Raw genomic sequence first — 24,233 nt, 5'->3', positions numbered from 1 at the left:
AGTAGACCTACCGGAAGGACAGCGGCAATGTCGTCCGTACCGTCGCCGGGCCTCGCCCACCTGCTGAGTCACGCCGAGCGGCGGATGGGCCTGCGCATGGCCGTCGTACTGGCCGAGGAGAACTGCTCGGTGGAGGAGTGGCGCGTCCTCTCGGTCATCGCGGACGGCAAGGGCCACCCGATGACCGAGATCGCCGACCAGGTCCTCATGCCCGCCCCCAGTCTGACCAAGCTGGTCGACCGGATGGTCGCCGACAACCTCGTCTACCGCCGGCCCGACCGGGCCGACCGCCGCCGCGTCCTGCTCCACCTCACGGCCCGAGGCCGCACCCTCCACGAGCGCGCCGCCCACCGCCTCCTCACCGACCAGACCCGGCTGCTCGACGCGATGGACGACCACGGCGATCTCGTACGACTGCTCGCCCGGCTCACCGCGGCCCTCGACCGTGCCGAAGGGGCCGGGGACGAACCCGCGGAGAAAATCCTGCCGGTTTCCTGAGGCGCGGTGTCGATCCGGGAACATGGCGTTCGTGTAGGAGGTGAGAGAACCCCCTCGGGGGTGAAAGAACCCCTTACGCCATGGAGGACGTCATGCCGCACTACCTGCTCAGCGTGATCACACCGACCGACGGACAGATGCCCTCGCCCGAGGCGATGGCGGAGATCGTCCGCAATCTGGAGGTCTTCCACGACGAACTCCAGGCCGCCGGCGCCTGGGTCTTCGCCGGCGGACTGCACGGGCCGGAGACCGCCACCGTGCTGCGCCCCAAGGACGGCGACGTCCTGATCACCGACGGCCCGTACGCCGAGGGCAAGGAGTATCTGGGCGGACTCTGCCTGATCAAGGCGCCCGACCTGGACGCGGCCCTGGAGTGGGGGAAGCGGGCGACCTGGGCCACCACCCTGCCCGTGGAGGTGCGCCCCTTCATGAACACGGCCGAGGACTGATGCCGTTCGACACCGACATCGAGGCCGTCTTCCGTGCCGAGTACGGGCGCGCGGTCTCCGTCCTGGTCCGCTTCCTCGGCGACATCGACCTCGCCGAGGAAGCCGTCCAGGACGCCTTCACCACGGCCGTACAGAAGTGGCCGGAGACCGGTGTGCCGCCGAGCCCGGCGGGGTGGATCATCACGACCGCCCGCAACCGCGCCGTCGACCGGCTGCGCCGCGAGTCGTCGCGGGAGGCCCGCCACAGCGAGGCCGCCCTGCTGTACGCGTCCGACGCGCCCGCCGAGGAGGGACCCGTGCGCGACGACCGGCTCCGTCTGATCTTCACCTGCTGCCACCCCGCGCTCGCCACCCAGGCACAGGTCGCGCTCACCCTGCGCCTGCTCGGCGGGCTCACCACCGCCCGGATCGCCCGCGCCTTCCTGGTGCCGGAACCGACGATGGCCCAGCGCCTCGTCCGCGCCAAGGCGAAGATCCGCGACGCGAGAATCCCGTACCGCGTGCCCCGCGACGCCGACCTCCCCGACCGCCTCAAGGGCGTCCTGGCCGTCGTCTATCTGATCTTCAACGAGGGCTGCACGGACTCGCCCGAACTCCGCGCCGAAGCCCTGCGCCTCGGGTGCCTCCTCTCCGAGCTGATGCCGGACGAGCCCGAGGTGATGGGCCTGCTCGCGCTGATGCTGCTCGTCGAGTCACGCCGGGCCGCCCGGGAGGGCCCGAACGGCGAGCTGGTGCCGCTGCCCGAGCAGGACCGCGACCGCTGGGACGGCGAGCTGATCGCCGACGGGCAGTCACTCGTACGGCGGTGCCTGCGGCTGAACAACCCGGGGCCGTACCAGATCCAGGCCGCGATCAACGCCGTGCACAGCGACGCGTCCAGCGCGGACGCGACGGACTGGCGACAGATCCTCCAGCTGTACGACCAGCTCATGGCCCTCGCCCCGAGCCCGGTCGTCGCCCTGAACCGGGCCGTCGCCGTCGCCGAGGTCGACGGTCCGCGCGAGGCACTCGACCTCGTGGACGCGCTTGACCTGGACGACTACCACGTCCTCCACGCGGTCCGCGCCGATCTGCTGCGCCGTCTCGGCCGCCACACCGAGGCCGTACAGGCGTACGGGGCGGCCATCGCCGGGACGGAGAGCGCGGCGGAGCGCGGCTATCTGGAACGCCGACGCAGGGAGCTCGTCCGCAAGTGACAGGCGTGAGGTGGAGGGTGACCATGTGCGCACCGGAATATTTCCCGGTGCAAGAATGGTTGCTATATACATCTGACCGTCGGGACCACCCACGCACCACCAGCGAGGCACCGTGAACCAGTCCAGCCCCGAGCAGCCCGCCGCTATCGTCGCCCGGCTGCGCGCCACCTTCCGCACCGGCCGCACCAAGCCCGTCGAGTGGCGCACCGCGCAGCTCCACCGCCTGCGCGACCTGCTCACGGAGCACGGCGACGACCTCGCCGCCGCCCTCCACGCCGACCTCGGCAAGAGCGCCGCCGAGGCCCAGCGCACCGAGATCGGCTTCACGATCCGCGAGATCGACCACACCCTCGACCACCTCGACGAGTGGCTGCGCCCCGAGTCCGCCCCCGTACCGGCCCACCTCGGCACGGACGCGACCGCCTGGACGCAGTACGACCCGCTCGGCGTCGTCCTCGTGATCGCCCCCTGGAACTACCCGGTCCAGCTCCTGCTGACCCCGGTCGTCGGCGCGCTGGCCTCGGGCAACACAGTGGTCGTCAAGCCCAGCGAGATGGCACCGGCCACCTCCGCCGCCATCGCCCGGCTGCTGCCCGCCTACCTCGACACCGACGCGGTCGCCGTCGTCGAGGGCGGTATCCCGGAGACCACGGCCCTGCTCGCCGAGCACTTCGACCACATCTTCTACACCGGCAACGGCGCCGTCGGCCGCATCGTCCTGCGCGCCGCCGCCGAGCACTTGACCCCGGTCGCCCTCGAACTCGGCGGCAAATCACCGGCGTTCGTCGACCGCGACGCCGATCTCGCCGTCGTCGCCGACCGGTTGGCGCGCGGCAAGTTCCTCAACGCCGGCCAGACCTGCGTCGCCCCCGACTACGTCCTGACCGACCCGGAGACCGCCGCCGCGCTCGAACCCCTGCTGGTGAGCGCGGTCGAGAAGGTCTACGGCGCCGACCCGCAGACCTCCGGCGAGTACGGCCGCATCGTCAACGAACGCCACTTCGACCGGCTCGCCGGACTGCTCGACTCCGGCCGGGTCGTCGTCGGCGGGCGCAGCGACCGCGGCGACAAGTACATCGCGCCGACCGTCCTCGCCGACGTGGACCCGAAGGCACCCGTCATGGCGGAGGAGATCTTCGGCCCGATCCTGCCGATCGTCACCGTGCCCGGCCTCGACGCGGCGATCGACTTCATCAACGACCGCGACAAGCCCCTCGCCCTGTACGTCTTCACGGACTCCGACGACACCCGCGCCCGGATCGCCGCCGAGACCTCCTCCGGCGCCGTCGGCTACGGCCTCCCGCTGGCCCATCTCACCGTCTCCGACCTGCCGTTCGGCGGCGTGGGGGAGAGCGGCATGGGCAACTACCACGGCCGCTACTCCATCGAGACGTTCAGCCACCGCAAGGCGCTGCTGGAGAAGCCGCTGGCCTGACCCGCGGGCTCCGGCCATATCACCGGTCGCTTATATAAGTGGCCGGTGATACGTTGGTGCGCATGCACGCTTTCGATGTGCTCGGGGACCCCGTGCGCCGCCGCATCCTGGAGCTGCTCGCCGAGGGCGAGCAGTCCGCCGGCGCGGTCAGCGAGGTCGTCCGGCGGGAGTTCGGGATAACGCAGCCCGCGGTCTCCCAGCATCTGAAGGTGCTGCGGGAGAACGGTTTCGCGACGGTACGGCCGGACGGCCCCCGGCGACTGTACGCGGTCGACTCCGGGCCGCTGCGGGACATCGACGCCTGGCTCGACCGGTTCCGCCGCTTCTGGACCCCGCATCTGGACGCCCTGGCAACGGAGTTGGCCCGGGGCAAGCGCGAGCGCCGGCTCCGCGAGGCCGACGACGACAGCCCCGACAAGTCGAGGAGCACCCCGTGATCGACGTGACCCACCAGATCAACTCCGTGAGCCGCACGGTCGGCCGCCGCGACTTCCGGGCCGGCGAGGCCCGCGTGATCACCATCGGCCGGTCCTACGACTCACCGGTCGCCGACGTCTGGGACGCCTGCACCAACCCCGAGCGCATCCCGCGCTGGTTCCTGCCGGTCACCGGCGAGCTGCGGCTGGGCGGGAAGTATCAGCTGCAGGGCAACGCGGGCGGCACCGTCGAGCGCTGCGACCCGCCCCACAGTTTCTTCGCGACCTGGGAGTTCGGCGGCGAAGTCAGCTGGATCGAGCTGCGGTTGACACCGGAGGGCGACGGGACGCGCTTCGAGCTGGAGCACATCGCCCATGTCGACGACACGAAGTGGGCCGAGTTCGGGCCCGGCGCGGTGGGCGTCGGCTGGGACTCGATCCTCCTGGGGCTCGACGGCAACCTGTCGGGCAGCAGCCCCGTGCGGCCCGAGGACGCCATGGCCTGGCTGGCGTCCGAGGAGGGCCGCCGCTTCGTCACGTCGAGCAGCGAGGCGTGGTTCGCGGCGAACATGGCGAGCGGCGAGGGCGAGTCGGTGGCCCGTGCGGCGGCCGACCGCACGACGGCGGCCTATACCGGGACCGGGAGTTGAGAGCCGCCGCGACCGAATCGCCGACCTGGGACCGATCACCGTTGTAGCGTGCGCGCTGGATGCCACGGGTGATCGGAGCCAGGGATGAGCGTCGACGGCGAGACGGTGTTGGTGACCGGCGGGAGCGGATTCGTCGGGAGCCATCTGGTCCGGCGACTGCTGGAGCGCGGCTACCGGGTGCGCACCACCGTGCGGTCCCTCGGCAATGAGGCGAAGGTCGCGCCGCTGCGGGCGATGAAGGACCAATTCCCGGGCGCCCTCGAGCTGTTCGAGGCCGATCTGCTGACGGAGGGTTCCTTCGACGCGGCGATGGACGGCTGCCGGGTGGTGTTCCACGTGGCCTCGCCGTTCCTGATGCCGGAGAAGATCAAGGACGGTCGTAGGGACGTCGTCGACCCCGCCCTCACGGGCACCCGGAACGTCCTCGCCGGCATCGAACGCACGCCCACCGTCGAGAAGTTGGTGTTCACCTCGACGGTCGGCGCGATCTTCGGGGACTACGCCGACGTACGGGCGATGAAGGACGAAATCCTCTCCGAGGAGTACGTCAACACCACCAGCACGGTCGAGAACAACCCGTACCACTACGCCAAGACGGTCGCCGAACGCGCCGCCTGGGACGCGGAACAGGCGCAGGACCGCTGGCGCATGGTCTCCGTCAACCCCGGTCTGATCCTGGGCCCTTCACTGACCCCGGCCTCGGACTCCGGCAGCCTGTTCCTCCTCGACGAGCTGTTCAAGGGCTACTTCTTCTACGGGGCACCCGACTTCAGCTTCACCGTCGCCGACGTGCGGGACGTCGCGGACGCGCACATCGCGGCGGCCGAACACCCCGACGCGCACGGCCGTTACATCGTCGCGGCCACCCGGATGGCGTCCTTCCTCGACATGTCACGAGCCCTGCGGCAGCGCTTCCCGCGCAACCGCCGGCTGCCCCGACACGGCCTGCCGCACTGGCCGGTACGCATCCTGGGACCGGCGTTCGGGCTCACCCAGGACTACATCCGCAAGCACCTCGGGATCAGGTTCGTGGTGGACAACCGGCGCAGCGTGGAGGAACTCGGTGTCGTCTACCGGCCGTTGGAGGAGACGCTCCTCGATCACTACCTCGCCTGGCGGCAGTTGAAGCAATCGCGCTGACCGCGTGCCGTCCTTCGCCGTTCACCCCGCGGACCGGTCAAGCCTCTTGACTGGTTCAGACCAGAGGCGCTTGGGTGTGGGCCGATCACCTTTTCGGTGTCATGAGCCTGACCACACTCAACCGAAGGGCACCCATGCGAACCCCCCACGCCCTGCTCGCCGTCACCGCCGCCCTGGCCGCGACCTTCGTCACCCCCTCGGCCGGAGCCGCCGACGCGGTCCCCGCCCCCGGCACCTATTACGTCCAGAGCGCCACGACCGGGCTCAACGCGTCCGACAAGGGGGGAGCGGTGGAGCAGCACAACCCCAAGGGCAACGAGGACCACCAGCAGTGGAACCTCCGGACGAGCGGATCCTCGTACGTCCTGGAGAGCACCGACACGGCAGGCAGCTGTCTGGGCCGCTCGGGCACCCAGGCGAAAACAGTCGCCTGCACGAGCGCCGACGCGGCCTGGCAGATCACACCGACAGGCGCCGACCAGTACACACTCCAAGTCCCGGGCACCAGCAGCTACTTGACCGTGGGCGCCAAGCCCACCGGCGCCAACTACCCGGCCCAGCTGGCCATCGGCTCCTCCGGCAGCCTCGCCTCCTGGTACCTCACCCCGATCACCTCGCCCACGACGCCCATCCCCGCCCAGGACCAACGCACCCTGGACCAGGTCACGTTCCTCACCGCGCACAACGCCTACGCCAACGGAGTCGACGGCGGCTTCGCCCCGCCCTTCGTGAACTTCTTCCCGAACCAGTCCCGGGGCATCAACCAGCAACTCTCCGACGGTGTACGGGGGTTCATGCTGGACATCCACCAGACCCCCGACGGTGCGATCCTCTGCCACGACAGCTGCACCCTGGTCAGCAGCCCGGTCGCCCTGAACGTCGACCTCCAGCGCATGGTGGACTTCCTCAAGGCGCACCCCGACCAGTTCGTCACCGTCTTCCTGGAGGACTACGTCGACCCGGGCGTCCTGCGCGGCGAACTCGCCCGCGTGAACGGCCTGTACGACGTGCTCTACCGCCCCGACCAGACCGGGGTGCGGCAGAACGGCTGGCCGAAGATGGCCGACCTGATCGCCGCCAACCACCGGCTGCTGATCTTCACCGACCACAGCCGCGCCTCCGACGAGTCCGCAGGACTGACCCGGGACAGCTTCGGCGTGATGTACCAGCGCGAATGGACCGTCGAGAACTACTGGTCCATGGGCTCGGGCGCCGGCTCCTCCGACTGGTCCTGCTACAGCCGCTGGTACGGCAACGACCTCAACGTCCCGCTGACCCAGACGTACGCGGGATTCCGCCCGCTGTTCGTCATGAACCACTTCCGGGACGCCGCGATCGCCGGCACGGCGCAGACCGACAACACCAAGGTCCTCGACCGGGCCCGGCGGTTCTGCCAGCCGGCCGCCCGCAAGAAGCCCAACTTCCTGGCCGTGGACCGATACGACCTCGGTGACCCGGCCTCCGCCGTCACCTCCCTGAACACCTACACGTATCCGTAAAGCACGGGCGGCCCTGCGGCGGTCGTGTGCGAGGATCCGCTGATGACCTCTGAGAAGATCACCGCCGCCGCCGCGGGCACCTGGAAACTCGGCGACCTGACCGTCAACCGTGTCGGCTTCGGCGCGATGCGGCTGACGGGCAGCGCAGCCTTCAACCTCGGGGCACCGAGTGACCGCGACCAGTCGATCGCCGTGCTGCGCAAGGCGATCGAGCTCGGTGTGAACCACATCGACACGGCCGCCTTCTACTTCTCGTCGCTGCGTTCCGCCAACGAACTCATCAACACCGCGCTCGCCCCCTACGCGGACGACCTCGTGATCGCCACCAAGGTCGGTCCCTTCCGGAACTACTCGGGGGAGTGGGGCACTTCGGCCCGCCCCGACGACCTGCGCGGCCATGTCGAGGAGAACCTGCGGCAGTTGGGGCGCGAGCACCTCGACGTGGTCTATCTGCGCCGGATGCGGCAGGACTCGATCGCGGAACACTTCGGTGCCCTCGCCGAACTCCAGGAGGAGGGCCTGGTCCGGCACCTCGCGATCTCCGACGTCGAGCCCCGGCATCTCGCCGAGGCGCAGGAGATCGCGCCGGTGGTGAGTGTGCAGAACCGGTTCGGGCTCGACTCGTCCAGTCCCGAGACCGACGACATGCTGCGGATCTGCGGGGAACAGGGCATCGCCTTCGTGCCGTTCTTCGCCATCGCGGGGGCGGCCGGGCCACAGGGCGCCACCACCGCCCACGACGCCGAGGTACTGGCCGTCGCGGAAGCCCACGACGTCACCCCGGCCCAGATCCGCCTCGCCTGGTCCCTCGCCCAGGGCCCGCACGTCCTCGCCATCCCCGGGACCGGCAACCCCGACCACCTCACCGAGAACGTGGCCACCGGCGCGATCCGGCTCACCGAGGACGAACTGGCCCGGCTCAACGAGCTGCACCGCAAGGCCGGTTGAGCGAGAGCGCGGCTCACACCACCCAGGTTCCGTCCCGCATCAGATGGCGCTGGGGCAGCTCGCGCACCTCGTGCCACGCCTGGACGGCGACCGGCCGCACCCGGAAGAACGAGTAGGGCGCGCGGTCCTCGCGGGGATCCCAGCCGTACTTCACGGTGAAGGCCTCGGCCGCGGCGGCCGGGACGTCCTGGGCGGTGAAAGCCGTGGCCTCGCCGTCGATGAGCACGACGTCCCGGGTGTCCGCGAGGGCGAGCCGGGTCCGCCGACCGGCACTGAGGTTGCGGCCCGTGGGGTTCGTGGCGCGGGTGGACAGCCAGACGGCCTGCCCGTCCCAGACGAACCACAGCGGCACCAGACAGGGCAGCCCGTCGGCGTCCGCGGAGGCCACCCAGATGTCCGACTCCCGCTCCAGCCGGGCCAGTACGTCACGTCTGCGCTCTTCGGGGCCGCGGGGCGGCACGGTGATCTCCATGCCCGCGACGCTACCGGCGGCGCCCGCGCGGCACCTCGGGCCGGGGTCGTAGGACCCCGGACCGAGGTCGGCCGGGCGTCAGCTCAACCGCGCGTGCAGGAACGGGACCGTGCTCGCCCAGGCGCGGGCGGCGGAGTCGGCGTCGTAGACCGGGCGGCCGTCGTTGAAGAAGGCGTGGTCCGCCGGGTAGAGGCGCAGGTCCGGGGTGATGCCGGACTGCTGCTCGACGGTCTCGCGCAGGGCGTCGAGGCTCTTCGTGGGGATGGTCTCGTCCCACTCGCCGTAGTGGCCGAGGATCTGGGCCTTCAGCCCGGAGAAGTCCGGGAGTTCGCCCTGGATCACGCCGTAGAACGGCACCGCGGCGCTCACCCGGGGGTCGGCCGAGGCGAGGTACAGGACGAAGCCGCCGCCCATGCAGAAGCCGACCGCGCCGACCGTGTCCGAGGTGACCTCGGGCAGGGAGAGGAGGTGGCCGACCGCGCCGGAGAGCAGTTCGACACCGCGGGCGACCGGGAGGGCCAGCATCATGCGCAGGGCCTCCTCGCTCTCGTGCGCCACGTTCCCGCCGTAGAGGTCGGGGGCGAACGCGACGAAGCCCTCCTGGGCGAGGCGGTCGGCGACGTCGGCGATGTGGTCGGTCAGGCCCCACCACTCCTGGATGACGATCACGCCGGGCCCGCGCCCGGACGGCGGCAGCGCCAGATAGCCGTGGGCGGTGCCCCCGGCGCTGGGAAAGGTGACGTTCTGACGGGCCGGGGCTCCGGTCGGCTTCGGCAGCTCGGAGGACATCGCGCTCAACTCCTGTACGGCAGTGCTCGGTGGGGGGTGGGGGGCCGGGGCGGACCCCGGCATGATCTCCAGCCTGTCACGGCCGGGTTCGCAGGTTGCCCCGGCCCCTCCCTTCGTCCAGCGGAGGCGGCTCGGCGCCGGGCTCGTCTCCCTGCTCCGTACGCACCACCCGGCCGGCGGCCACCTTCTGCAGCAGCCCGTACGCCAGCACGGGCAGCAGGATGTGCGGGCGGTCGGGCAGTGTCGTCGTGATGAGCACCGCGCTCGCGCTGCTGTTGTTCATCCCGCAGGCCAGCGTCACCGAGGCGCCGGCCCGGGCGTCGAGACGCAGTGCCCGCGCGGCCACCCGGCCCAGCGTGAAGGACAGCCCGCACACCGTCGCGGCCACGGCGAGCGCGGCCACCAGGAGGACCGGGCGCGGATGGCGCAGGAAGGGACCGAGCACCCCGCTGGCGTTGACATACGTCAGCAGCAGCGAACCCGGCAGCGCCGCCGGGACGGCCGCGCCGAGGAGCATGCCCAGCGCGCGCGGGGGCAGCACGAGCCGGCACAGGATGCCCGCCGCGCACGGCAGGACGACCGAGGTGAGGGCGAAGGCGTTCCCGGCCGAGTGGGCGGCCACGGCGAGTCTGCCCGCGTAGTCCCCCTGGAGGAGCGGGCACAGGACGGCCAGGGTGAGCGGGACGGTCAGCGGGCTGACCAGGGTGGAGGCGAGCACCAGGCCGACGGCCGTGGGCTGGTCGCCGTCCCCCTTCGCGGTCCACACCGTCGCCCCGGCCGCCACCGGCATGGCGACGACGAGGATCATCGCGGCGATCATGCCGCTGCCTCCGTCGTGGTCCGGCGACAGCCGCAGCGCGAGGGCGACCCCGGGGACGATCAGCAGCGGCACCAGGATGTGCAGGGCGAGGCCCGCGAGCAGGGCGGCCGGACGCCGTACCAGTAACCGAAGCTCACGCAGCGGCACCTGGAGGCCGGCGCCGAACAGGACCAGGGCGAGGAGCAACTGCGGTGTTTTGAGCGGGAGTCCGGCGACACCCGTCGCATGCGGGTGCCGGAGCCACAGGCCCGGGCCGGGCAGCACCGCCGCTGCGACATACGTCACGGCGACGGCCCTCCCCAGGTGACGGCGGAGCAGGGTGAACAGGTGGGGTGCGGAGGGAATCCTGGCGGGCTGGGGACACATCGCGGCGCTCTTCCGTCGTAGGACCTGGGCGGAGACGGAACGCCGGTATCGCCTGGAGGCTCGTCGGGATGCGCGGGGGAATGAGTGTGCGAAGCCCTGCGGTCATCGTCGACGGTCCCTTCCATAATGGGCACGCGGGAATGGGTACTCGGGTGCCGTGACGAGACGGCAGCCGAGTGACTACAATTCTGTAGACGGTCTACTGAACTGTAGACGAGGACGGAGTGAGGATCGTTCCCATGGCCGACGAGAAGGACGAACGCCGACCGGCGGGTGAGCTGGAGGCCACCGTCATGGCCGCCCTCTGGGCCGCCGGTGACCCGCAGACCCCCGGCGAGGTGCAGCTGAGCCTCGGCACGGGTCTGGCCCGCACCACGGTGACGACGATCCTGACCCGGCTGCACGACAAGGGTGTCGTCGATCGCCGCCGCCAGGGCCGGGGCTACGCCTACTTCCCGGTGCAGGACGCACAGGGGCTCACCGCCCGCCGTATGCACACCGAACTCGACCGGGACGTCGACCGGGAGACGGTCCTCGCCCGTTTCGTCGCCCAGCTCAGCCCCGACGACGAGCGCGTCCTGCGCGACCTCCTCGAATCCGGAGAGGTGTGAGGTCCGGGGAGACTTGACCTCCGGTGAGGAGTGAGGTCGGGTGAGAGGTGAGATCTGGTGTGCGGTGGGGGCCGGTGTCCGGTGAGGTCCGGCGAGCGGTGAAGTCCGGTGTCCGGTGTGATCCGGCGTCCGGTGAAGTCGGGTGAGTGGTGAAGCCCGGTGAGGGGTGAAGTTCGGTGAGCCGTGGTATCCGGTGGAGTGACGAGAATCGGTGAGCCGTGGAATCCGGTCAGCCGTGGAAGCCGGCGAGCGACGAAATTCGGTGTGCGATGAAACCCGGTGAGCGATGATCGCCCTCCTGCTGCTCCCGCTCGTGCTGCCGTTCGCCCTGCGGCGCACGGCCCGACGCGTCCTGGAGCGGCTCACGCCGGTCGCCGCGCTGTGGCTGCTCACCGGCTCCGCGGTGATCGCGGCCGGTTGCTCCGTCGCCGCGCTCGCCGCGTTCGTCCTGACCGGGCTGCTCCGGGTGCCGTTGTTCGCGGCGCTCGGTGAACTCGTCCACCCGCTGCGCATCTCGGCCGACGGTCTCGTCGTACCGGCGGCCGTGCTGTCGGCCGGCGCCCTCGCCGGGTGCGCCTGGTCGCTGACCCGCTGGGCGCTGAGTCAGTCCGGTGCCTTCCGTGCCGCCCGCGCGCAGGCCGGGTGCGGGCCCGCCGCGGGTGACCTGTGCGTGGTCGACTCCCCGCACCCGGACGCGTACGCCCTGCCCGGACGGCCGCACCGCATCGTCGTCACCACCGGGATGCTGCGCAGCCTCGACGCCGCCGAGCGCGAGGCGCTGTTCGCGCACGAGCGGGCGCACAACGCGGGCGGCCACCACTACTTCCTCGCCGCGGCCGAACTCGCCGCCCGCTGCCACCCCGCGCTCGGCCCGGTCCGCGACGCGATCCGGCTCGCGGCCGAACGGGCCGCCGACGAGGCCGCCGCGACGGTCGTCGGCGACCGGCGCCTGATCGCCCGCGCCATCGCCCGAGCAGCCCTCGCCGGACAGTCGGCCCGCGCCGCGCGCCCGGACTTCGTCCCCGGCGCCACGACAGGCCCGGTCCCGCAACGCGTCAAGGCCCTCCTGACGACCCCGCACGTCACCCACCGTGCCGCCGCCTGCGGACTCGCCGCGCTGCTCATCGCCTGCGCCACGGTCTCCTTCGCGGCCTCGGCGACCGAGATGATCGACGTCCACCACCAGGTGGAGGTGGCTCAGGGGGAGGACGCGGGATGAGGGGCATCCGTACCCCGCTGACCTGCGCGTACACCCGGCCGCCCGCCACTCCCTGACGTTCCCGCAACCCCGCCGCCCCGCCTCTCTCCCACCGCGACTGGCGCCCGTGACGTTTTACGTATAACCTCACCCGTCAATCCCGCCGAACGGAACCCGCACGGAGACCCACCGATGAGCCGTATCGCCCTGGTCACCCTCGTCGTCGACGACTACGACGAGGCGATCCGCTTCTACACCGAAGCCCTCGGCTTCCGGCTCGTCGAGGACGCGGCCCGCCCCGACGGCTCCCGCTGGGTCGTCGTGACGCCGCCCGGCGCGGACGGCGACGGCAGCGGGCTGCTGCTCGCCCGCGCCAAGGGCGAGGACCAGCGCGGCCGGGTCGGTGACCAGACCGGTGGGCGCGTCGGGTTCTTCCTGCACACCGACGACTTCGCCCGCGACCACGCCCGCATGCTCGCGGCGGGCGTGACGTTCCTGGAGGAGCCGCGCCACGAGCCGTACGGCTCGGTCGCCGTCTTCCAGGACCTGTACGGAAACCGCTGGGACCTGCTCCAGCCCGCCGCCTGACCCGAACCCGCTCACCCGAGAACCGCCGAGGAACGACCGCACATGACTTCTACGCGCATAGATGCCGACACCCTCCGCCGGCTCCCCAAGGCCGTGCTGCACGACCACCTCGACGGCGGACTGCGCCCCGCCACCGTGGTGGAGCTCGCGGAAGCGGTCGGGCACACCCTGCCGACCACCGACCCGGACGAGCTGGCCGCCTGGTACTTCGACGCCGCCAACTCCGGTGACCTGGTGCGCTACATCGCCACCTTCGAGCACACCCTCGCCGTGATGCAGAACCGCGAGGGCCTGCTGCGCACCGCCGAGGAGTACGTCCTCGACCTGGCCGCCGACGGCGTCGTCTACGGCGAGGTGCGCTACGCCCCCGAGCTGAACACCAACGGCGAACTCACGCTCAGCGAGGTCGTCGAGACCGTCCAGGAGGGTCTCGCGGCCGGTATGGCGAAGGCCGCGGCAGCCGGAACGCCGGTCCAGGTGCGGACGTTGCTCTGCGGGATGCGGATGTTCGACCGGGTCGGTGAGGCCGCCGACCTCGCGGTGGCCTTCCGGGACGCCGGTGTCGTCGGCTTCGACATCGCCGGCGCCGAGGACGGCTTCCCGCCCGCCGACCACCTCGCCGCGTTCGAGCACCTGCGCCGCGAGAGCGTCCCGTTCACCATCCATGCCGGCGAGGCGCACGGCCTGCCCAGCATCCACCAGGCCCTCCAGGTGTGCGGCGCCCAGCGCATCGGCCACGGCGTGCGCATCACCGAGGACATCGTCGACGGCAAGCTCGGCCGCCTCGCGGGCTGGGTCCGCGACCGCCGTATCGCCCTGGAGATGTGCCCGACCTCCAACCTCCAGACGGGCGCGGCCACGTCGATCGCCGAGCACCCCATCACCGCCCTGAAGGACCTGGGCTTCCGCGTCACCCTGAACACCGACAACCGACTGGTGTCCGGTACGACGATGACGCGCGAGATGTCCCTCCTGGTCGACGAGGCGGGCTGGACGGTCGAGGACCTGCGCACGGTCACGGTGAACGCCCTCAAGAGCGCGTTCATCCCGTACGACGAGCGCAAGGCCCTCATCGAGGATGTCGTCCTGCCGGGCTACGCCTCCGCGCTCTGAAGCAGCCCCCGCACATACGCGGCCTGTCCGATGTGCTCCAGATCGTCGGACAGGACGCTGACCAGCCGTACGCCCAGAGTGACCGGCGGGTCCCAGCGCTCGTCCACGATCCGCTCGTAGTCCTCGGGGGTCAGCCCGCGCAGATACGCGAGCGTCTGCTCGTGGACGGCGTCGTAGTACCCGGTCAGCTGCCCCGCCGACTCGACGCGCACCTTGCCGACCTTCGCGGACGTGTGGCCGTATCCGGTGTCCCGGGGCGGCAGATCGAGTCCGAAGCGCTTCTCCCAGCCCTGGGTGAGCCACACCTGGTCGAGGCCGGCGGCGTCGGCGACATGGTCGTCCTGGACCCGGGTGAGATGCCAGATCAGCCAGGCGATGGAGTTGGCGTCGGCGGCCACGCGCGCGTGCAGTTGGTCCGGTGTCAGGCCGTCGACGGCGGCGTGGACTTCTTCCTGGATACGGCCGTACGCGTCAATGAGGATGTCGTTGGCATGCATACGACCACGATCGCGCATCGCCGCCCGTCACGCGGCAGGAGTCCCGGTTTCTAGGAGGGTCATGAGCGCCCTCGCCGCCGGACTGGTGGCCTGGGGAGGCGGCAGCAGGGCCACCGTCTCGTACACCTCCTCGCCGGTTCCCTTGAGGGGGAGCGCGGTGAGGGGCTCGCGCTTGTGACGGAAGTGCTGGGGGACCACCGCGATGCCCAGGTTCTCGTCGATCAGGTCGAGGAGGCTGTGCACGTCGTTGACCTCCAGCGCGACGGTCCGCCGTACGCCCGCCGCGGCGAAGACGGCGTCGGTGGTGCGGCGCGAGGCCCAGTCCGGGTGGAAGTCGACGAAGACCTCGCCGCCGAGGTCGTCCGGAGTCACCGCCGCGCCGATCCGTGCGAGCCGGTGGCTGGGATGGCACAGGACGGTCATCGGCTCGCTGGTCAGGGATACGGAGCGCAGCTGGTCGGTGTCCGCCTGGGTGCGGTAGGCGAACGCCAGGTCCAGGCGCCCGGCCGCGACCTCCTCCGCCAGCGCCCCGGAACCCGCCTGCCGCAGCCGGATCTCCACATCGGGATGCCGGCGCCGGAACGCGGCGAGCAGCCCCGCCACATGCACCCCCGCGATGCACTGCTCGGTGCCCAGGGAGAGGGTGCCGCGCAGCACGCCCTGCACCGCGGCCACCGCCTCGTGCGCCGACCGGACCTGCGCCAGGATGCGTTCCGCCTCGCCGAGCAGCGCCCTGCCTGCCTCCGTGAGCGTGACGCGGCGCGTGGTGCGCACGAACAGCGGGGTCTGCAACTCCCGCTCCAGGGCACGGATCGATGCCGAAAGACCGGACTGGGACACCATCAGCCGCTCCGCCGCCCGGGTGAAGTGGTGGTCCTCGGCTACGGCGATGAAATGCTGGAGATGACGCAGTTCCATGATTGAGAAGCGTAGCCGCTGAATTCCATCGGATTCTTCTGTTGGACCACTGCCCGCAGGTCGGACAGAGTGGACTGCGGTTCTCTGGAACCGGTATCCCGTGTGCCAACCCCTCTGGAGTCGCGTTGTACACCGCACACCCCGACCGCTACACGGACCTGCCCTACCGGCGCACCGGACGCAGTGGTCTGAAGCTGCCCGCGATCTCGCTCGGCCTGTGGCACAACTTCGGGCCCGACCGCCCGGTCGACACCCAGCGCGCCATCCTGCGCCGCGCCTTCGACCTCGGCGTCACCCACTTCGACCTGGCCAACAACTACGGCCCGCCCCCCGGCGCCGCCGAGTCCGCCCTCGGCGAGGCGCTGAAGGCGGACTTCGGGTCGTACCGCGACGAACTGGTGATCTCCACCAAGGCCGGCTATCTGATGTGGCCCGGCCCCTACGGCGAGTGGGGTTCGCGCAAGTACCTGCTCTCCTCGCTGGACCAGAGCCTGAGCCGCATGGGCCTGGACCACGTCGACATCTTCTACTCGCACCGCCCCGACCCGGAGACTCCCCTGGAGGAGACGATGGGCGCCCTGCACTCGGCGGTCCAGCAGGGCAAGGCGCTCTACGTCGGCATCTCCAACTACTCGGCGGAGCAGACCCGGGAGGCCGCCCGCATCCTGGGCGAGCTGGGCACCCCGCTCCTCATCCACCAGCCGCGCTACTCGATGCTCGACCGCCGCCCCGAGGACGAGGGCCTGCTCGACGCCCTCGACGAACTCCAGGTCGGCTCCATCGTCTTCTCCCCGCTGGAGCAGGGGCTGCTCAGCTCCCGTTACCTGGATGGCATCCCGGAGGGTTCGCGGGCGGCGAGCGACAGCCCGTTCCTGAACTCCGACGCCGTCACCGAGGACCTCGTGGGCCAATTGCGCGCCCTCGACGACATCGCCAAGGGGCGCGGCCAGACCCTCGCCCAGCTGGCCCTCGCCTGGGTGCTGCGCGGCGGCCGGGTGACCTCGGCGCTGGTCGGTGCGAGCAGCCCGCAGCAGATCGAGGACAGCGTCGCGGCCACCCGCAACCTGGACTTCGACGCCGACGAGCTGGCCCGCGTCGACGCCATCCTCAAGCCGTAGGGATCGGCATGGCCCTCAGGCCGTGAGCCGCTCACTGATCTCCCAGAGGCGGGCCGCCGCCTCTGGGTCGACGGCGCGAGGCAGCACGCCAGGGGTGTTCTCCCCGGCGTACCAGGCGGCCTCGGTCTCCGGGGTCACCAGCGGGCAGATGTCGACGTTCTCGCAGTAGACCCCGCCGAGACCGTCGAGCCGCGGGCTGGTCGCGCACCAGACGCCGGTGGCCGCGCCCTGCTGCACGGTCTTCAACTGGCGCTCGGGGTCGCGGACCGGCCTGCCCTCGCTGTCGAGTGCCCCCGCGGCCCGAAGTACCGAGCGGTCGAGGTGCTTGACCAGTCCGGTGTCGATGATGAGGCCCGGGTGCACGGCGAACGCCCGGATTCCCTGTGCCCGGCCGCGCCGGTCCAGCTCCACGGCGAACAGGGCGTTGGCCGTCTTCGACTGGCCGTAGGCCAGGAACGGCTCGTAGGTTCGGTGCTCGAAGTTCAGGTCGTCGAAGTCGACGCCGGCGAAGCGGATGCCCCGCGACGAGAGGACGACGACCCGTGCGCCTTCCGCCGCGACCAGCGCGGGCCACAGCCGGGTGGCCAGTTGGAAGTGCCCGAGGTGGTTGGTGGCGAACTGCGCCTCGTAGCCGCGCGCGTCCCGCGCGAGCGGGGTCGCCATGATCCCGGCGCTGTTGACCAGGAGGTGCAGCGGGCGCCCTGAGGCCAGGAACTTCTCCGCGAAGGTGTCGATGGACGCCGGGTCCAGCAGGTCCAGGTGCTCGACCTCGGCGCCGGGGACGTCCTGGACGGCCGCACGGGCGCGCTCCACGTCCCGCGCCGGTACGACGATCTCGGCGCCGGCGGCGCGCAGGACGCGGGCCGTCTCCAGACCGATGCCGGAGTAGCCGCCGGTGACGATCGCGACCTTGCCGGTCAGGTCGATGCCCTTGATCACCTCCTCGGCGGTGGACGCGGCGCCGAAGCCGGAATTCAGGGGCTGCTGTGCGGTGGTCATGTCTGCGCTCTCCTCATCGGCTGGGCTGTCCGGATCACCGTAGGGCGACGGTTCCGTACGATGAATGCTTGAGAATCCGTATTACTTGCGCGATAGTTCGAGCATGTCCGCAGATCCCCTGTCCGACGCCCTCGCCGTCGCCGACGCCCGCAGCGTGTTCTCCGGTGGTTTCACGGCGGGCGGGGACTGGGCGATCGAGCTGCGCGGGCGCGACCGGCTGAAGGTGAACGCCGTGGTGCGTGGCGGATGTCTGTTGGTCCGTGCGTCGGGTGGCGAACCGCTGCGGCTTGCCGAGGGAGACGTCGTGGTCTCCGACGGCGGGCAGCCGTACACGCTGTGCAGCCGGCCCGGTGTCGAGCCGACGGACTCCGGCCTCGTCGTCATGGACCCGGTGACCCGGATGGGCCGGCTCGGCCAGGGTGAGGACGTGGACGTGGAGTGCGTGTCCGGGCACATCGACCTGAGCCGAGACCGCGGAGACCTGCTGCGCCGGGCACTGCCGGAGCTGGTCCACGTCCGGGCCGACTCGCCCGAGGCCGGTGTACTGCGGTGGCTCATCGAGCAGTTGGCCGCCGAGATGCGGACGCGCCGGGCCGGGGCGGAGTTCGTCTCGGCGCAGCTCGCGCAGATGATGTTCGTGCAGGTGCTGCGGGTCTGCCTCGCCGAGTCGGACGGGCTGCCGCCCGGCTGGCTGCGCGCCCTCGCCGACGAACGGCTCGCCCCCGCGCTGCGCCTGATGCACGGCGACCCGGCCCACCCCTGGCAGCTGGAGGAACTGGCCAGGGCGGCGGCGATGTCCCGCACCACGTTCGCCGTACGGTTCAAGGAGGCGGCCGGGGTACCGCCCCTGACGTACCTGCTCAACTGGCGGATGAGCCTGGCCGCGCGGGCCCTCCGCCAGGACACCGCTCCGGTCGGCGCGCTCGCCCGTTCCGTCGGCTACACCTCAGAGAGCGCCTTCAGCAACGCGTTCAAGCGGGCGGTCGGCGTGGCGCCGCGACGGTACCGCGATGAAGCTCTCGCTAGGAGTTGAGCCGCTCTTCGAGCCGTACGGTGACCCGGTCGCCCTCGCTCTTCTCGATGGCCTTGCGGAGAGCGGATTTCACGGGCAGTTTGTGGGTGCCGTCGCCGAGAGCCATGAACGAACTGCGGAATGGGTGTCCGTCGATCGTGCCGCGGACCTTCACGAGACCGCGGGTGCCGAAGAACGCGACGGACTCCGGCCAGACCAGATAGATCCAGCCGCCTTCGCTCGGGCTCTTGATCAATACGGCGGTGAATTCCTCGTCCAACGGGATGCTGGTGCTCATGACGTCCTCCGCTCGGGGTGGTCTCTGCTACAAGGGACCACCCCGAGCGGGAAAACTCATCGCGGACGCCGGTCCCTCAGGCCCCGGCGGGCACCCGGTCGAGGAAACCGAGCACGGAGCGGATACGCCCGTCCGCGTCCAGCGTGATCACATCGAATCCGGCGACGGGCGCCGAACCCTCGGCCTCGCTCACCAGCTCCCAAGCGAAGCGAGCGGTGTCGTGGTGCCCGTCGACGGCACCCAGCGGACGGAAGGCGAACCCCGGGAACTGCTCGTGCGCCCCGGCGATCAGCCCCGCGATCTCCGCGTGGCCGGTGACGGCCGCCAGCGGGTCGGTGTATGTGCCCTCGACGGACCAGGCGGAGGCGACCGCCTTCGCGAGCGCCTCCGGCTCGCCCGCGTTCCAGGCCTCGAAGTAGCGGGCGACGGCATTCTCGTATCGGTCGGTGTTCGCGGACATGGTGAATCAGCCTCCATCGAGGTCGTTCGTACTGGTCAGGGACCGGAAGTCGGTGCGTGCCGACCCGGTGCCTCCACCATGCCGGGGTCCGCGGGAAGCGTCGATTACCCCTCGGGTAATGACGGCGGAAGATCGCCGGAAAGGGCACCCGATGCATTTCGGCCAAGAAGGGCTGTGAATATGCCAAGAGACTGGCTAAAAAGTCGTGGTGACAGTGTTTCAGGAGTGAACATACTCGTCTGCTAGGGCATGACTTCACGTAACTTCACGATGCGAATCCGCCATCGTGCGCACCACCTGAGCCACCCGAGCCGCCATCAGAGCCGCATGGAAAGCGAGGCCCGACCGGCAATCGAGACACGCGACGGGGGAGTGATCGTGCACGACGAATTCCTGTGCCATGTCACCGCGTACGGTAGCTGCGGCGGCAAGCGCGTCGGGGTGCCCTTGGGGACCTACCGCGCTCCCACGCTGGCGCTCGCCCTGTGGTGGTTAAGGGACCGCGCGGTCTGGATGGCCGACCGGCTCGACCCGCAACCGGAGAACCCGCGCTTCCCCAGGCGGGCCCTGGTGCCGGTCGCCGACTCGGTGGTCGACGTGCCCAGGGCGTTACGCACCTGGAGCGGCGACGTGTCCCAACAGGAGGTCGTGGCCTACGAGTTGGCGGCCGGGCGATTGGTGCGGATCGCCATCAGCGACGACACCACCGAGTACGAGCTGCTCGCCGAATCGGTGGACGCCCTCCGTATGCAGCGGACCACTCCGCCACTCGTCGTCCCCGTCGCCTGACATATGACCTCCGCGGTACACCCCTGACCGCTGACCGGGCGCACAGGTGGACGAATCGGTAGAATTCGGGTCATGTCAGAGCGGCCGATGGTGCCGACCGCGCCCGAACTCCTTCTGGAGACCGAGTCGGGCTCCACGGTCATGACCCCCAGCCGTGACTACCACGTCGGGCGCGACCCCCTGAGCGACATCGTCATCGACGACGCCCGGGTCTCCTGGCACCACGCGGTACTGCGGCCCGAGGCCGACCACTGGACGCTGGAGGACGAGCACAGCACGAACGGCACCTACGCCGACGGCCGCCGCGTCCACGAGTGGGGCGTCGGCCCGGGCAGCGTCATCCGCTTCGGCAATCCCGCCGACGGCCCCCGCGTCGTCCTGGCCGACCGTCCCGCCCCGGCCCCCGAACGCCCCTCGGCCGTGTCCATGCCCGCCTTCACCGGCACTTTCCGGCAGCCGACCACCGTACGGCCGCTGCCCTCCCGCACGGTCCGCATCGGCCGGGCCGCCGACAACGACCTCGTCGTCGACGACCTGACCGTCTCCCGCCGCCACGCCGAACTGCGCGCCCTCGCCGACGGCACCTACGAGATCGTCGACCTCGGCAGCCACAACGGCACCTACCTCAACGGCCAGCCCGTCGCGCGCGCCCCGATCGGCCCCGGTGACATCGTCGGCATCGGACACTCCGCGTTCTGTCTCGTCGGCGACCAGCTGCAGGAGTACGTCGACACCGGCGAGGTCTCCCTCGACGTGCAGGACCTCACCGTCGCCGTCGACCACGGCCGCAAGGTCCTCCTCGACCAGGTGTCGTTCCCGGTCGGCGAGAAGTGCCTGCTCGCCGTCGTCGGACCCAGCGGCGCCGGCAAGTCCACCCTCCTCAACGCGCTCACCGGCCAGCGCCCCGCCGACCGCGGCACCGTCCTCTACGACGGCCGCGACCTCTACCGGGACTACGCCGAACTGCGCCAGCGCATCGGCCTGGTCCCGCAGGACGACATCCTGCACGCCCAGCTGACCGTGCACAGCGCCCTGTCCTACGCGGCCGAACTCCGCTTCCCCCAGGACACGGCCAAGGCCGAGCGACGGGCCAGGGTCGACGAGGTCGTACGGGAACTGGGCCTCGAACAGCGCGCCGCGCAGCCCGTGCACAGCCTCTCCGGCGGCCAGCGCAAGCGCGTCAGCGTGGCCCTGGAGCTGCTGACCAAGCCCTCGCTGCTCTTCCTCGACGAACCGACCTCCGGACTCGACCCCGGCATGGACCGCTCGGTGATGCACATGCTGCGCGGCCTCGCCGACGACGGCCGTACCGTCATCGTCGTCACCCACAGCGTCCTCAGCCTCGACGTGTGCGACCGGCTCCTGGTGCTCGCGCCCGGCGGAAAGGTCGCCTACTACGGGCCGCCCGAGGACGCCCTCGCCTTCTTCGGCTTCGAGCACTGGCCGGAGGCGTTCGAGGCCTTCGAGCGGGACCAGGAGCGGGACTGGGCGGGGGAGTTCAGAGAATCGCCCTTCCAGCGCCAGTACATCCGCAACTCGACCGCGCAGCCCCACCTGCTCGGCTCCGGCCCCGTCGCCGTGGCCCCGCCGCCCCGGCCCCGCAGCCGCGGCGCACAGCTCGGCACCCTGGTCCGGCGCTACACCGCGGCCCTCGGTGCCGACCGGACCTTCCTCGTCATCATGATCGCGCTGCCGTTCGTGATGGGCGCGATGGCCCGCGCGCTGGCCGGGAGCAGACTGACCCAGGAGACGGCGATGAACGCGCTGCTCATCCTGTGCGTCGGCGGAGTGCTGACCGGCGCGGCCAACGCCGTGCGCGAACTCGTCAAGGAACGGGCGATCTACCGGCGTGAGAGAGCCGTCGGCCTGTCCAGATCGGCGTATCTGCTGTCCAAGGTCGTCGTGCTGGGCGCGATCACCGTGGCGCAGGCCGTGGTGCTCACCCTCGTGGGCCTGTTCGGCGTCGACCTCAACGCGCCGGGTGGCAATGGGGCGTTGATGCCACCGCTGATCGAGATCACCGTGGCCGTGGCCCTGTTGGCCTTCACCGCGATGATGCTCGGTCTGCTGGTGTCGGCGATGGTGCGCAAGGAGGAGGTGACGATGCCGCTGCTCGTGCTGCTCGCCATCGTCCAAGTGGTGTTCTGCGGCGCCCTGTTGAAACTGCACGGCGTGCCCGGCCTCGAACAGCTCTCCTGGCTGGTGCCCTCGCGCTGGGCGCTCGGCGGGATGGCCGGCACCGTCGGGCTGGCCCGGATCGTGCCGGGGAAGCTGACCGGTGATCCGCTGTTCCGGCACTCGGCCGGGGTGTGGCTGCTCAACATGGGCATGCTGGTCGTGCTGTCGCTCCTCTTCGGCCTCCTGGTGTCCCGGCTGCTGCGGCGGCACGAACCCGCCGTGATGCGGAAATAGGGCGCCACGATGACGACCACCCCCGGCTTCCGGCCCACGCATGTCGTCCCCGAGCACGGGATGCCCGCCTGGGAGGCCCCGGACCCCGCCCGCCCCACCGTGCCCCTGGACGCGCTGCTCCCGGTCCAGCTGCTGGAGCGGCGCGGCGACTGGGCCCACGCCCTGTGCTCGAACGGCTGGTCGGCCTGGGTCGACGGCCGCCATCTGATCTCCGTCTCCCAGGACCCGCCGGCGGCAGGCGGCCCACTGACCCGCACCGCAGACCCGCGCCCGCTGCTCGCCCGCGCCGAACAGGCACTGGCCCGCTACCGCAGCGCGGTGGAGGATCTCGCGGGCGGCGGCCTCGACGGCGCGTCCTTCGAGGCCCGCACCAAGGGCCTGCGGATCGGGGTGGTCGTCGACGGCGCATCCGTCTGGCTCTACGACGCCGGCCACGAGCGCTGGGTGTACGGCGACGGCACCCGGCTCAGCACCTACGCCTCCGACGACGGTCCCCGCGCCGAACCGGCCGACCCCGGCCACGCTCCCACCCAGGTCGTGAGCCCCGATGGCCCGTGACGCGAGCCACTTCTCCGGCCGCCCCTCCGAACTGATCGGGAAGCAGATCGCCGGTTACCGCATCGAGGACGAGATCGGCCGCGGCGGCATGGCGGTCGTCTACCGCGCCCACGACCTGCGCCTCGACCGCACGGTCGCCCTCAAGCTGCTCGCCCCCGAACTCGCCCGCAACGACACCTTCCGTAAACGCTTCACCCACGAGTCCCGGGTCGCCGCCGCGATCGACCACCCGCACATCGTGCCCGTCTTCGAGGCGGGCGAGACGGACGGCGTCCTGTACATCGCCATGCGCTACGTGTCCGGCAGCGACCTGCGTCATCTCCTGGACCGGGCGGGGCCGTTGGAGCTTTCGACGGCCACGCGCATCGCCACACAGGTCGCGTCCGCGCTGGACGCCGCCCACGAACACGGGCTGGTCCACCGGGACGTGAAGCCCGGCAACATCCTGGTCGCCCGTGGCACCGACGACGACCATCCCGAGCACGTGTACCTCACCGACTTCGGTCTGACGAAGAAGTCCCTTTCCCTGACCGGGTTCACGACGGTCGGGCAGTTCGTCGGCACGCTCGACTACGTGGCTCCCGAGCAGATCTCCGGGCGGCCGGTCGACGGGCGCTGTGACGTGTACGGGCTTGCCTGCGTGGCCTACGAGAGCCTCGCGGGGCGTCCGCCGTTCCGGCGGGACGACGACATGGCGCTGCTGTGGGCGCACCAGTACGACATGCCTCCGGCGCTCACCGAGTCCCGTCCGGATCTGCCGGCTCATGTCGACGCCGTCTTCGCGAAGGCGTTGGCGAAGAGTCCGGATGACCGGTACGAGTCGTGCCTTGCCTTTGTCACGGAGTTGCGGGGTGGGGTTTTCGGGCATGCGGTGACTGAGGTGGATCTGCGGATGGGTGGCGTAGCGGTCGGGCTGCCACCGGCGCCGCCTCGGTGGGCGGAGCCCGTGTTCAGGCGGCGGGACTAGTTGTCTGGCGTCCGCGG

Annotated in this window: 26 protein-coding genes and 1 pseudogene; 19 read left to right on the top strand and 8 right to left on the bottom strand. The window is 71.0% G+C overall.

Annotation, left to right across the window (positions count from 1 at the left end; translation table 11 throughout):
• Positions 1–27: 27 nt before the first annotated feature.
• The 9 genes and pseudogenes from ACIQBL_RS42905 to ACIQBL_RS42865 all read left to right on the top strand — a co-directional run bounded on the left by ACIQBL_RS42905 (position 28) and on the right by ACIQBL_RS42865 (position 8,231).
• The gene (locus ACIQBL_RS42905; protein WP_401952957.1) at positions 28–498 is read left to right on the top strand and encodes a MarR family winged helix-turn-helix transcriptional regulator; all 471 of its coding nucleotides are present in this window, start codon (positions 28–30) and stop codon (positions 496–498) included.
• A 92-nt stretch (positions 499–590) separates the two neighbouring features.
• Positions 591–947: a YciI family protein gene (locus ACIQBL_RS42900; protein ID WP_401952954.1), complete on the top strand. Its 357-nt coding sequence runs from the start codon at positions 591–593 to the stop codon at positions 945–947.
• Positions 947–2,143: an RNA polymerase sigma factor gene (locus tag ACIQBL_RS42895; protein ID WP_401952952.1), complete on the top strand. Its 1,197-nt coding sequence runs from the start codon at positions 947–949 to the stop codon at positions 2,141–2,143. The genes ACIQBL_RS42900 and ACIQBL_RS42895 overlap by 1 nt, the downstream gene beginning before the upstream one ends.
• Positions 2,144–2,240: 97 nt before the next feature.
• Positions 2,241–3,578 (top strand): annotated as a pseudogene (locus ACIQBL_RS42890) (aldehyde dehydrogenase family protein); the annotation flags it as partial.
• A 62-nt stretch (positions 3,579–3,640) separates the two neighbouring features.
• Entirely contained in the window at positions 3,641–4,015 is a 375-nt protein-coding gene (locus ACIQBL_RS42885; protein WP_401952950.1) for an ArsR/SmtB family transcription factor, read from the top strand.
• Entirely contained in the window at positions 4,012–4,644 is a 633-nt protein-coding gene (locus ACIQBL_RS42880; RefSeq protein WP_401952947.1) for an SRPBCC family protein, read from the top strand. The genes ACIQBL_RS42885 and ACIQBL_RS42880 overlap by 4 nt, the downstream gene beginning before the upstream one ends.
• 84 nt (positions 4,645–4,728) lie before the next feature.
• On the top strand, positions 4,729–5,784 hold the full coding sequence (locus tag ACIQBL_RS42875) for an NAD-dependent epimerase/dehydratase family protein (RefSeq protein ID WP_401952944.1): 1,056 nt from the start codon (positions 4,729–4,731) through the stop codon (positions 5,782–5,784).
• 134 nt (positions 5,785–5,918) lie between these two features.
• Positions 5,919–7,283, top strand: coding sequence for an RICIN domain-containing protein (locus ACIQBL_RS42870; RefSeq protein ID WP_401952941.1), 1,365 nt, complete (start codon positions 5,919–5,921; stop codon positions 7,281–7,283).
• Positions 7,284–7,325: 42 nt separating this feature from the next.
• Complete coding sequence (locus tag ACIQBL_RS42865) at positions 7,326–8,231, top strand: aldo/keto reductase (RefSeq protein ID WP_401952939.1); 906 nt, start codon at positions 7,326–7,328, stop codon at positions 8,229–8,231.
• Positions 8,232–8,244: 13 nt separating this feature from the next.
• Here the strand turns inward: ACIQBL_RS42865 and ACIQBL_RS42860 are convergent, their stop codons facing one another.
• The 3 genes from ACIQBL_RS42860 to ACIQBL_RS42850 form a co-directional block, all read right to left on the bottom strand.
• Entirely contained in the window at positions 8,245–8,703 is a 459-nt protein-coding gene (locus tag ACIQBL_RS42860) for a pyridoxamine 5'-phosphate oxidase family protein (protein ID WP_401952936.1), read from the bottom strand.
• Between the two features lie 78 nt (positions 8,704–8,781).
• Complete coding sequence (locus tag ACIQBL_RS42855) at positions 8,782–9,492, bottom strand: dienelactone hydrolase family protein (protein ID WP_401952934.1); 711 nt, start codon at positions 9,490–9,492, stop codon at positions 8,782–8,784.
• Between the two features lie 76 nt (positions 9,493–9,568).
• Positions 9,569–10,678 (bottom strand): sodium-dependent transporter, encoded by a 1,110-nt coding sequence (locus ACIQBL_RS42850; RefSeq protein WP_401952931.1) that lies wholly within the window; start codon positions 10,676–10,678, stop codon positions 9,569–9,571.
• 239 nt (positions 10,679–10,917) lie between these two features.
• Here ACIQBL_RS42850 and ACIQBL_RS42845 point away from each other — a divergent pair, with 239 nt between their 5' ends.
• From ACIQBL_RS42845 to ACIQBL_RS42830, 4 genes are all read left to right on the top strand, one after another.
• Positions 10,918–11,289 carry a BlaI/MecI/CopY family transcriptional regulator gene (locus ACIQBL_RS42845; RefSeq protein ID WP_401952929.1) on the top strand — a complete coding sequence of 124 codons (372 nt, stop codon included), beginning with the start codon at positions 10,918–10,920 and terminating at the stop codon, positions 11,287–11,289.
• A gap of 286 nt (positions 11,290–11,575) precedes the next feature.
• Positions 11,576–12,508 carry a M48 family metalloprotease gene (locus tag ACIQBL_RS42840; protein WP_401952926.1) on the top strand — a complete coding sequence of 311 codons (933 nt, stop codon included), beginning with the start codon at positions 11,576–11,578 and terminating at the stop codon, positions 12,506–12,508.
• Between the two features lie 171 nt (positions 12,509–12,679).
• Positions 12,680–13,075: a VOC family protein gene (locus ACIQBL_RS42835; protein ID WP_401952923.1), complete on the top strand. Its 396-nt coding sequence runs from the start codon at positions 12,680–12,682 to the stop codon at positions 13,073–13,075.
• Positions 13,076–13,117: 42 nt separating this feature from the next.
• Positions 13,118–14,188, top strand: a complete 1,071-nt coding sequence (locus ACIQBL_RS42830; RefSeq protein WP_401952920.1) for an adenosine deaminase — start codon at positions 13,118–13,120, stop codon at positions 14,186–14,188.
• On the opposite strand, the gene ACIQBL_RS42825 is transcribed toward ACIQBL_RS42830, so the two are convergent.
• Positions 14,170–14,685 carry a DinB family protein gene (locus ACIQBL_RS42825; protein WP_401952917.1) on the bottom strand — a complete coding sequence of 172 codons (516 nt, stop codon included), beginning with the start codon at positions 14,683–14,685 and terminating at the stop codon, positions 14,170–14,172. The genes ACIQBL_RS42830 and ACIQBL_RS42825 overlap by 19 nt on opposite strands.
• 27 nt (positions 14,686–14,712) lie before the next feature.
• A complete protein-coding gene (locus ACIQBL_RS42820; protein WP_401952915.1) occupies positions 14,713–15,603 on the bottom strand; it encodes a LysR substrate-binding domain-containing protein in 891 nt (296 codons plus the stop codon).
• A gap of 125 nt (positions 15,604–15,728) precedes the next feature.
• Here ACIQBL_RS42820 and ACIQBL_RS42815 point away from each other — a divergent pair, with 125 nt between their 5' ends.
• The gene (locus ACIQBL_RS42815) at positions 15,729–16,721 is read left to right on the top strand and encodes an aldo/keto reductase (protein ID WP_401952912.1); all 993 of its coding nucleotides are present in this window, start codon (positions 15,729–15,731) and stop codon (positions 16,719–16,721) included.
• Between the two features lie 15 nt (positions 16,722–16,736).
• Here ACIQBL_RS42815 and ACIQBL_RS42810 read toward each other — a convergent pair whose 3' ends face one another.
• Positions 16,737–17,720, bottom strand: a complete 984-nt coding sequence (locus ACIQBL_RS42810; protein ID WP_401952910.1) for an oxidoreductase — start codon at positions 17,718–17,720, stop codon at positions 16,737–16,739.
• 103 nt (positions 17,721–17,823) lie between these two features.
• Here ACIQBL_RS42810 and ACIQBL_RS42805 point away from each other — a divergent pair, with 103 nt between their 5' ends.
• The gene (locus ACIQBL_RS42805; protein WP_401952907.1) at positions 17,824–18,753 is read left to right on the top strand and encodes an AraC family transcriptional regulator; all 930 of its coding nucleotides are present in this window, start codon (positions 17,824–17,826) and stop codon (positions 18,751–18,753) included.
• Here ACIQBL_RS42805 and ACIQBL_RS42800 read toward each other — a convergent pair.
• A complete protein-coding gene (locus ACIQBL_RS42800; protein ID WP_401952905.1) occupies positions 18,743–19,030 on the bottom strand; it encodes a DUF1905 domain-containing protein in 288 nt (95 codons plus the stop codon). The genes ACIQBL_RS42805 and ACIQBL_RS42800 overlap by 11 nt on opposite strands.
• Positions 19,031–19,106: 76 nt before the next feature.
• Entirely contained in the window at positions 19,107–19,490 is a 384-nt protein-coding gene (locus ACIQBL_RS42795) for a nuclear transport factor 2 family protein (protein WP_401952903.1), read from the bottom strand.
• A 378-nt stretch (positions 19,491–19,868) separates the two neighbouring features.
• On the opposite strand from ACIQBL_RS42795, the gene ACIQBL_RS42790 reads away from it, so the two are divergent.
• From ACIQBL_RS42790 to ACIQBL_RS42775, 4 genes are all read left to right on the top strand, one after another.
• Positions 19,869–20,279: a hypothetical protein gene (locus ACIQBL_RS42790; protein ID WP_401952900.1), complete on the top strand. Its 411-nt coding sequence runs from the start codon at positions 19,869–19,871 to the stop codon at positions 20,277–20,279.
• 72 nt (positions 20,280–20,351) lie between these two features.
• Positions 20,352–22,691 carry an FHA domain-containing protein gene (locus ACIQBL_RS42785; protein WP_401952897.1) on the top strand — a complete coding sequence of 780 codons (2,340 nt, stop codon included), beginning with the start codon at positions 20,352–20,354 and terminating at the stop codon, positions 22,689–22,691.
• Between the two features lie 9 nt (positions 22,692–22,700).
• Positions 22,701–23,249, top strand: a complete 549-nt coding sequence (locus ACIQBL_RS42780; RefSeq protein WP_401952894.1) for a hypothetical protein — start codon at positions 22,701–22,703, stop codon at positions 23,247–23,249.
• A complete protein-coding gene (locus ACIQBL_RS42775) occupies positions 23,239–24,216 on the top strand; it encodes a serine/threonine-protein kinase (protein ID WP_401952892.1) in 978 nt (325 codons plus the stop codon). Before ACIQBL_RS42780 ends, ACIQBL_RS42775 begins: the two co-directional genes overlap by 11 nt.
• The last annotated feature ends 17 nt before the right edge of the window (positions 24,217–24,233 follow it).

Origin of the sequence: Streptomyces sp. NPDC088350 (assembly GCF_044753545.1) — a bacterium.
Taxonomy (GTDB): Bacteria; Actinomycetota; Actinomycetes; order Streptomycetales; family Streptomycetaceae; genus Streptomyces.
This window is presented reverse-complemented; position numbering and strand designations above follow the sequence as displayed.

Excerpts from the sequence above, each read along its gene's own strand:
- ACIQBL_RS42860 (WP_401952936.1), bottom strand. The coding sequence starts at position 8,703 with ATGGAGATCACCGTGCCGCCCCGCGGCCCCGAAGAGCGCAGACGTGAC.
- ACIQBL_RS42900 (WP_401952954.1), top strand. The coding sequence starts at position 591 with ATGCCGCACTACCTGCTCAGCGTGATCACACCGACCGACGGACAGATG.
- ACIQBL_RS42835 (WP_401952923.1), top strand. The coding sequence starts at position 12,680 with ATGAGCCGTATCGCCCTGGTCACCCTCGTCGTCGACGACTACGACGAG.
- ACIQBL_RS42875 (WP_401952944.1), top strand. The coding sequence starts at position 4,729 with ATGAGCGTCGACGGCGAGACGGTGTTGGTGACCGGCGGGAGCGGATTC.
- ACIQBL_RS42840 (WP_401952926.1), top strand. The coding sequence starts at position 11,576 with ATGATCGCCCTCCTGCTGCTCCCGCTCGTGCTGCCGTTCGCCCTGCGG.
- ACIQBL_RS42795 (WP_401952903.1), bottom strand. The coding sequence starts at position 19,490 with ATGTCCGCGAACACCGACCGATACGAGAATGCCGTCGCCCGCTACTTC.
- ACIQBL_RS42800 (WP_401952905.1), bottom strand. The coding sequence starts at position 19,030 with ATGAGCACCAGCATCCCGTTGGACGAGGAATTCACCGCCGTATTGATC.
- ACIQBL_RS42850 (WP_401952931.1), bottom strand. The coding sequence starts at position 10,678 with ATGTGTCCCCAGCCCGCCAGGATTCCCTCCGCACCCCACCTGTTCACC.
- ACIQBL_RS42810 (WP_401952910.1), bottom strand. The coding sequence starts at position 17,720 with ATGACCACCGCACAGCAGCCCCTGAATTCCGGCTTCGGCGCCGCGTCC.
- ACIQBL_RS42775 (WP_401952892.1), top strand. The coding sequence starts at position 23,239 with ATGGCCCGTGACGCGAGCCACTTCTCCGGCCGCCCCTCCGAACTGATC.
- ACIQBL_RS42855 (WP_401952934.1), bottom strand. The coding sequence starts at position 9,492 with ATGTCCTCCGAGCTGCCGAAGCCGACCGGAGCCCCGGCCCGTCAGAAC.
- ACIQBL_RS42885 (WP_401952950.1), top strand. The coding sequence starts at position 3,641 with ATGCACGCTTTCGATGTGCTCGGGGACCCCGTGCGCCGCCGCATCCTG.
- ACIQBL_RS42825 (WP_401952917.1), bottom strand. The coding sequence starts at position 14,685 with ATGCATGCCAACGACATCCTCATTGACGCGTACGGCCGTATCCAGGAA.
- ACIQBL_RS42870 (WP_401952941.1), top strand. The coding sequence starts at position 5,919 with ATGCGAACCCCCCACGCCCTGCTCGCCGTCACCGCCGCCCTGGCCGCG.
- ACIQBL_RS42905 (WP_401952957.1), top strand. The coding sequence starts at position 28 with ATGTCGTCCGTACCGTCGCCGGGCCTCGCCCACCTGCTGAGTCACGCC.
- ACIQBL_RS42805 (WP_401952907.1), top strand. The coding sequence starts at position 17,824 with ATGTCCGCAGATCCCCTGTCCGACGCCCTCGCCGTCGCCGACGCCCGC.
- ACIQBL_RS42895 (WP_401952952.1), top strand. The coding sequence starts at position 947 with ATGCCGTTCGACACCGACATCGAGGCCGTCTTCCGTGCCGAGTACGGG.
- ACIQBL_RS42845 (WP_401952929.1), top strand. The coding sequence starts at position 10,918 with ATGGCCGACGAGAAGGACGAACGCCGACCGGCGGGTGAGCTGGAGGCC.
- ACIQBL_RS42780 (WP_401952894.1), top strand. The coding sequence starts at position 22,701 with ATGACGACCACCCCCGGCTTCCGGCCCACGCATGTCGTCCCCGAGCAC.
- ACIQBL_RS42785 (WP_401952897.1), top strand. The coding sequence starts at position 20,352 with ATGTCAGAGCGGCCGATGGTGCCGACCGCGCCCGAACTCCTTCTGGAG.
- ACIQBL_RS42865 (WP_401952939.1), top strand. The coding sequence starts at position 7,326 with ATGACCTCTGAGAAGATCACCGCCGCCGCCGCGGGCACCTGGAAACTC.
- ACIQBL_RS42820 (WP_401952915.1), bottom strand. The coding sequence starts at position 15,603 with ATGGAACTGCGTCATCTCCAGCATTTCATCGCCGTAGCCGAGGACCAC.
- ACIQBL_RS42830 (WP_401952920.1), top strand. The coding sequence starts at position 13,118 with ATGACTTCTACGCGCATAGATGCCGACACCCTCCGCCGGCTCCCCAAG.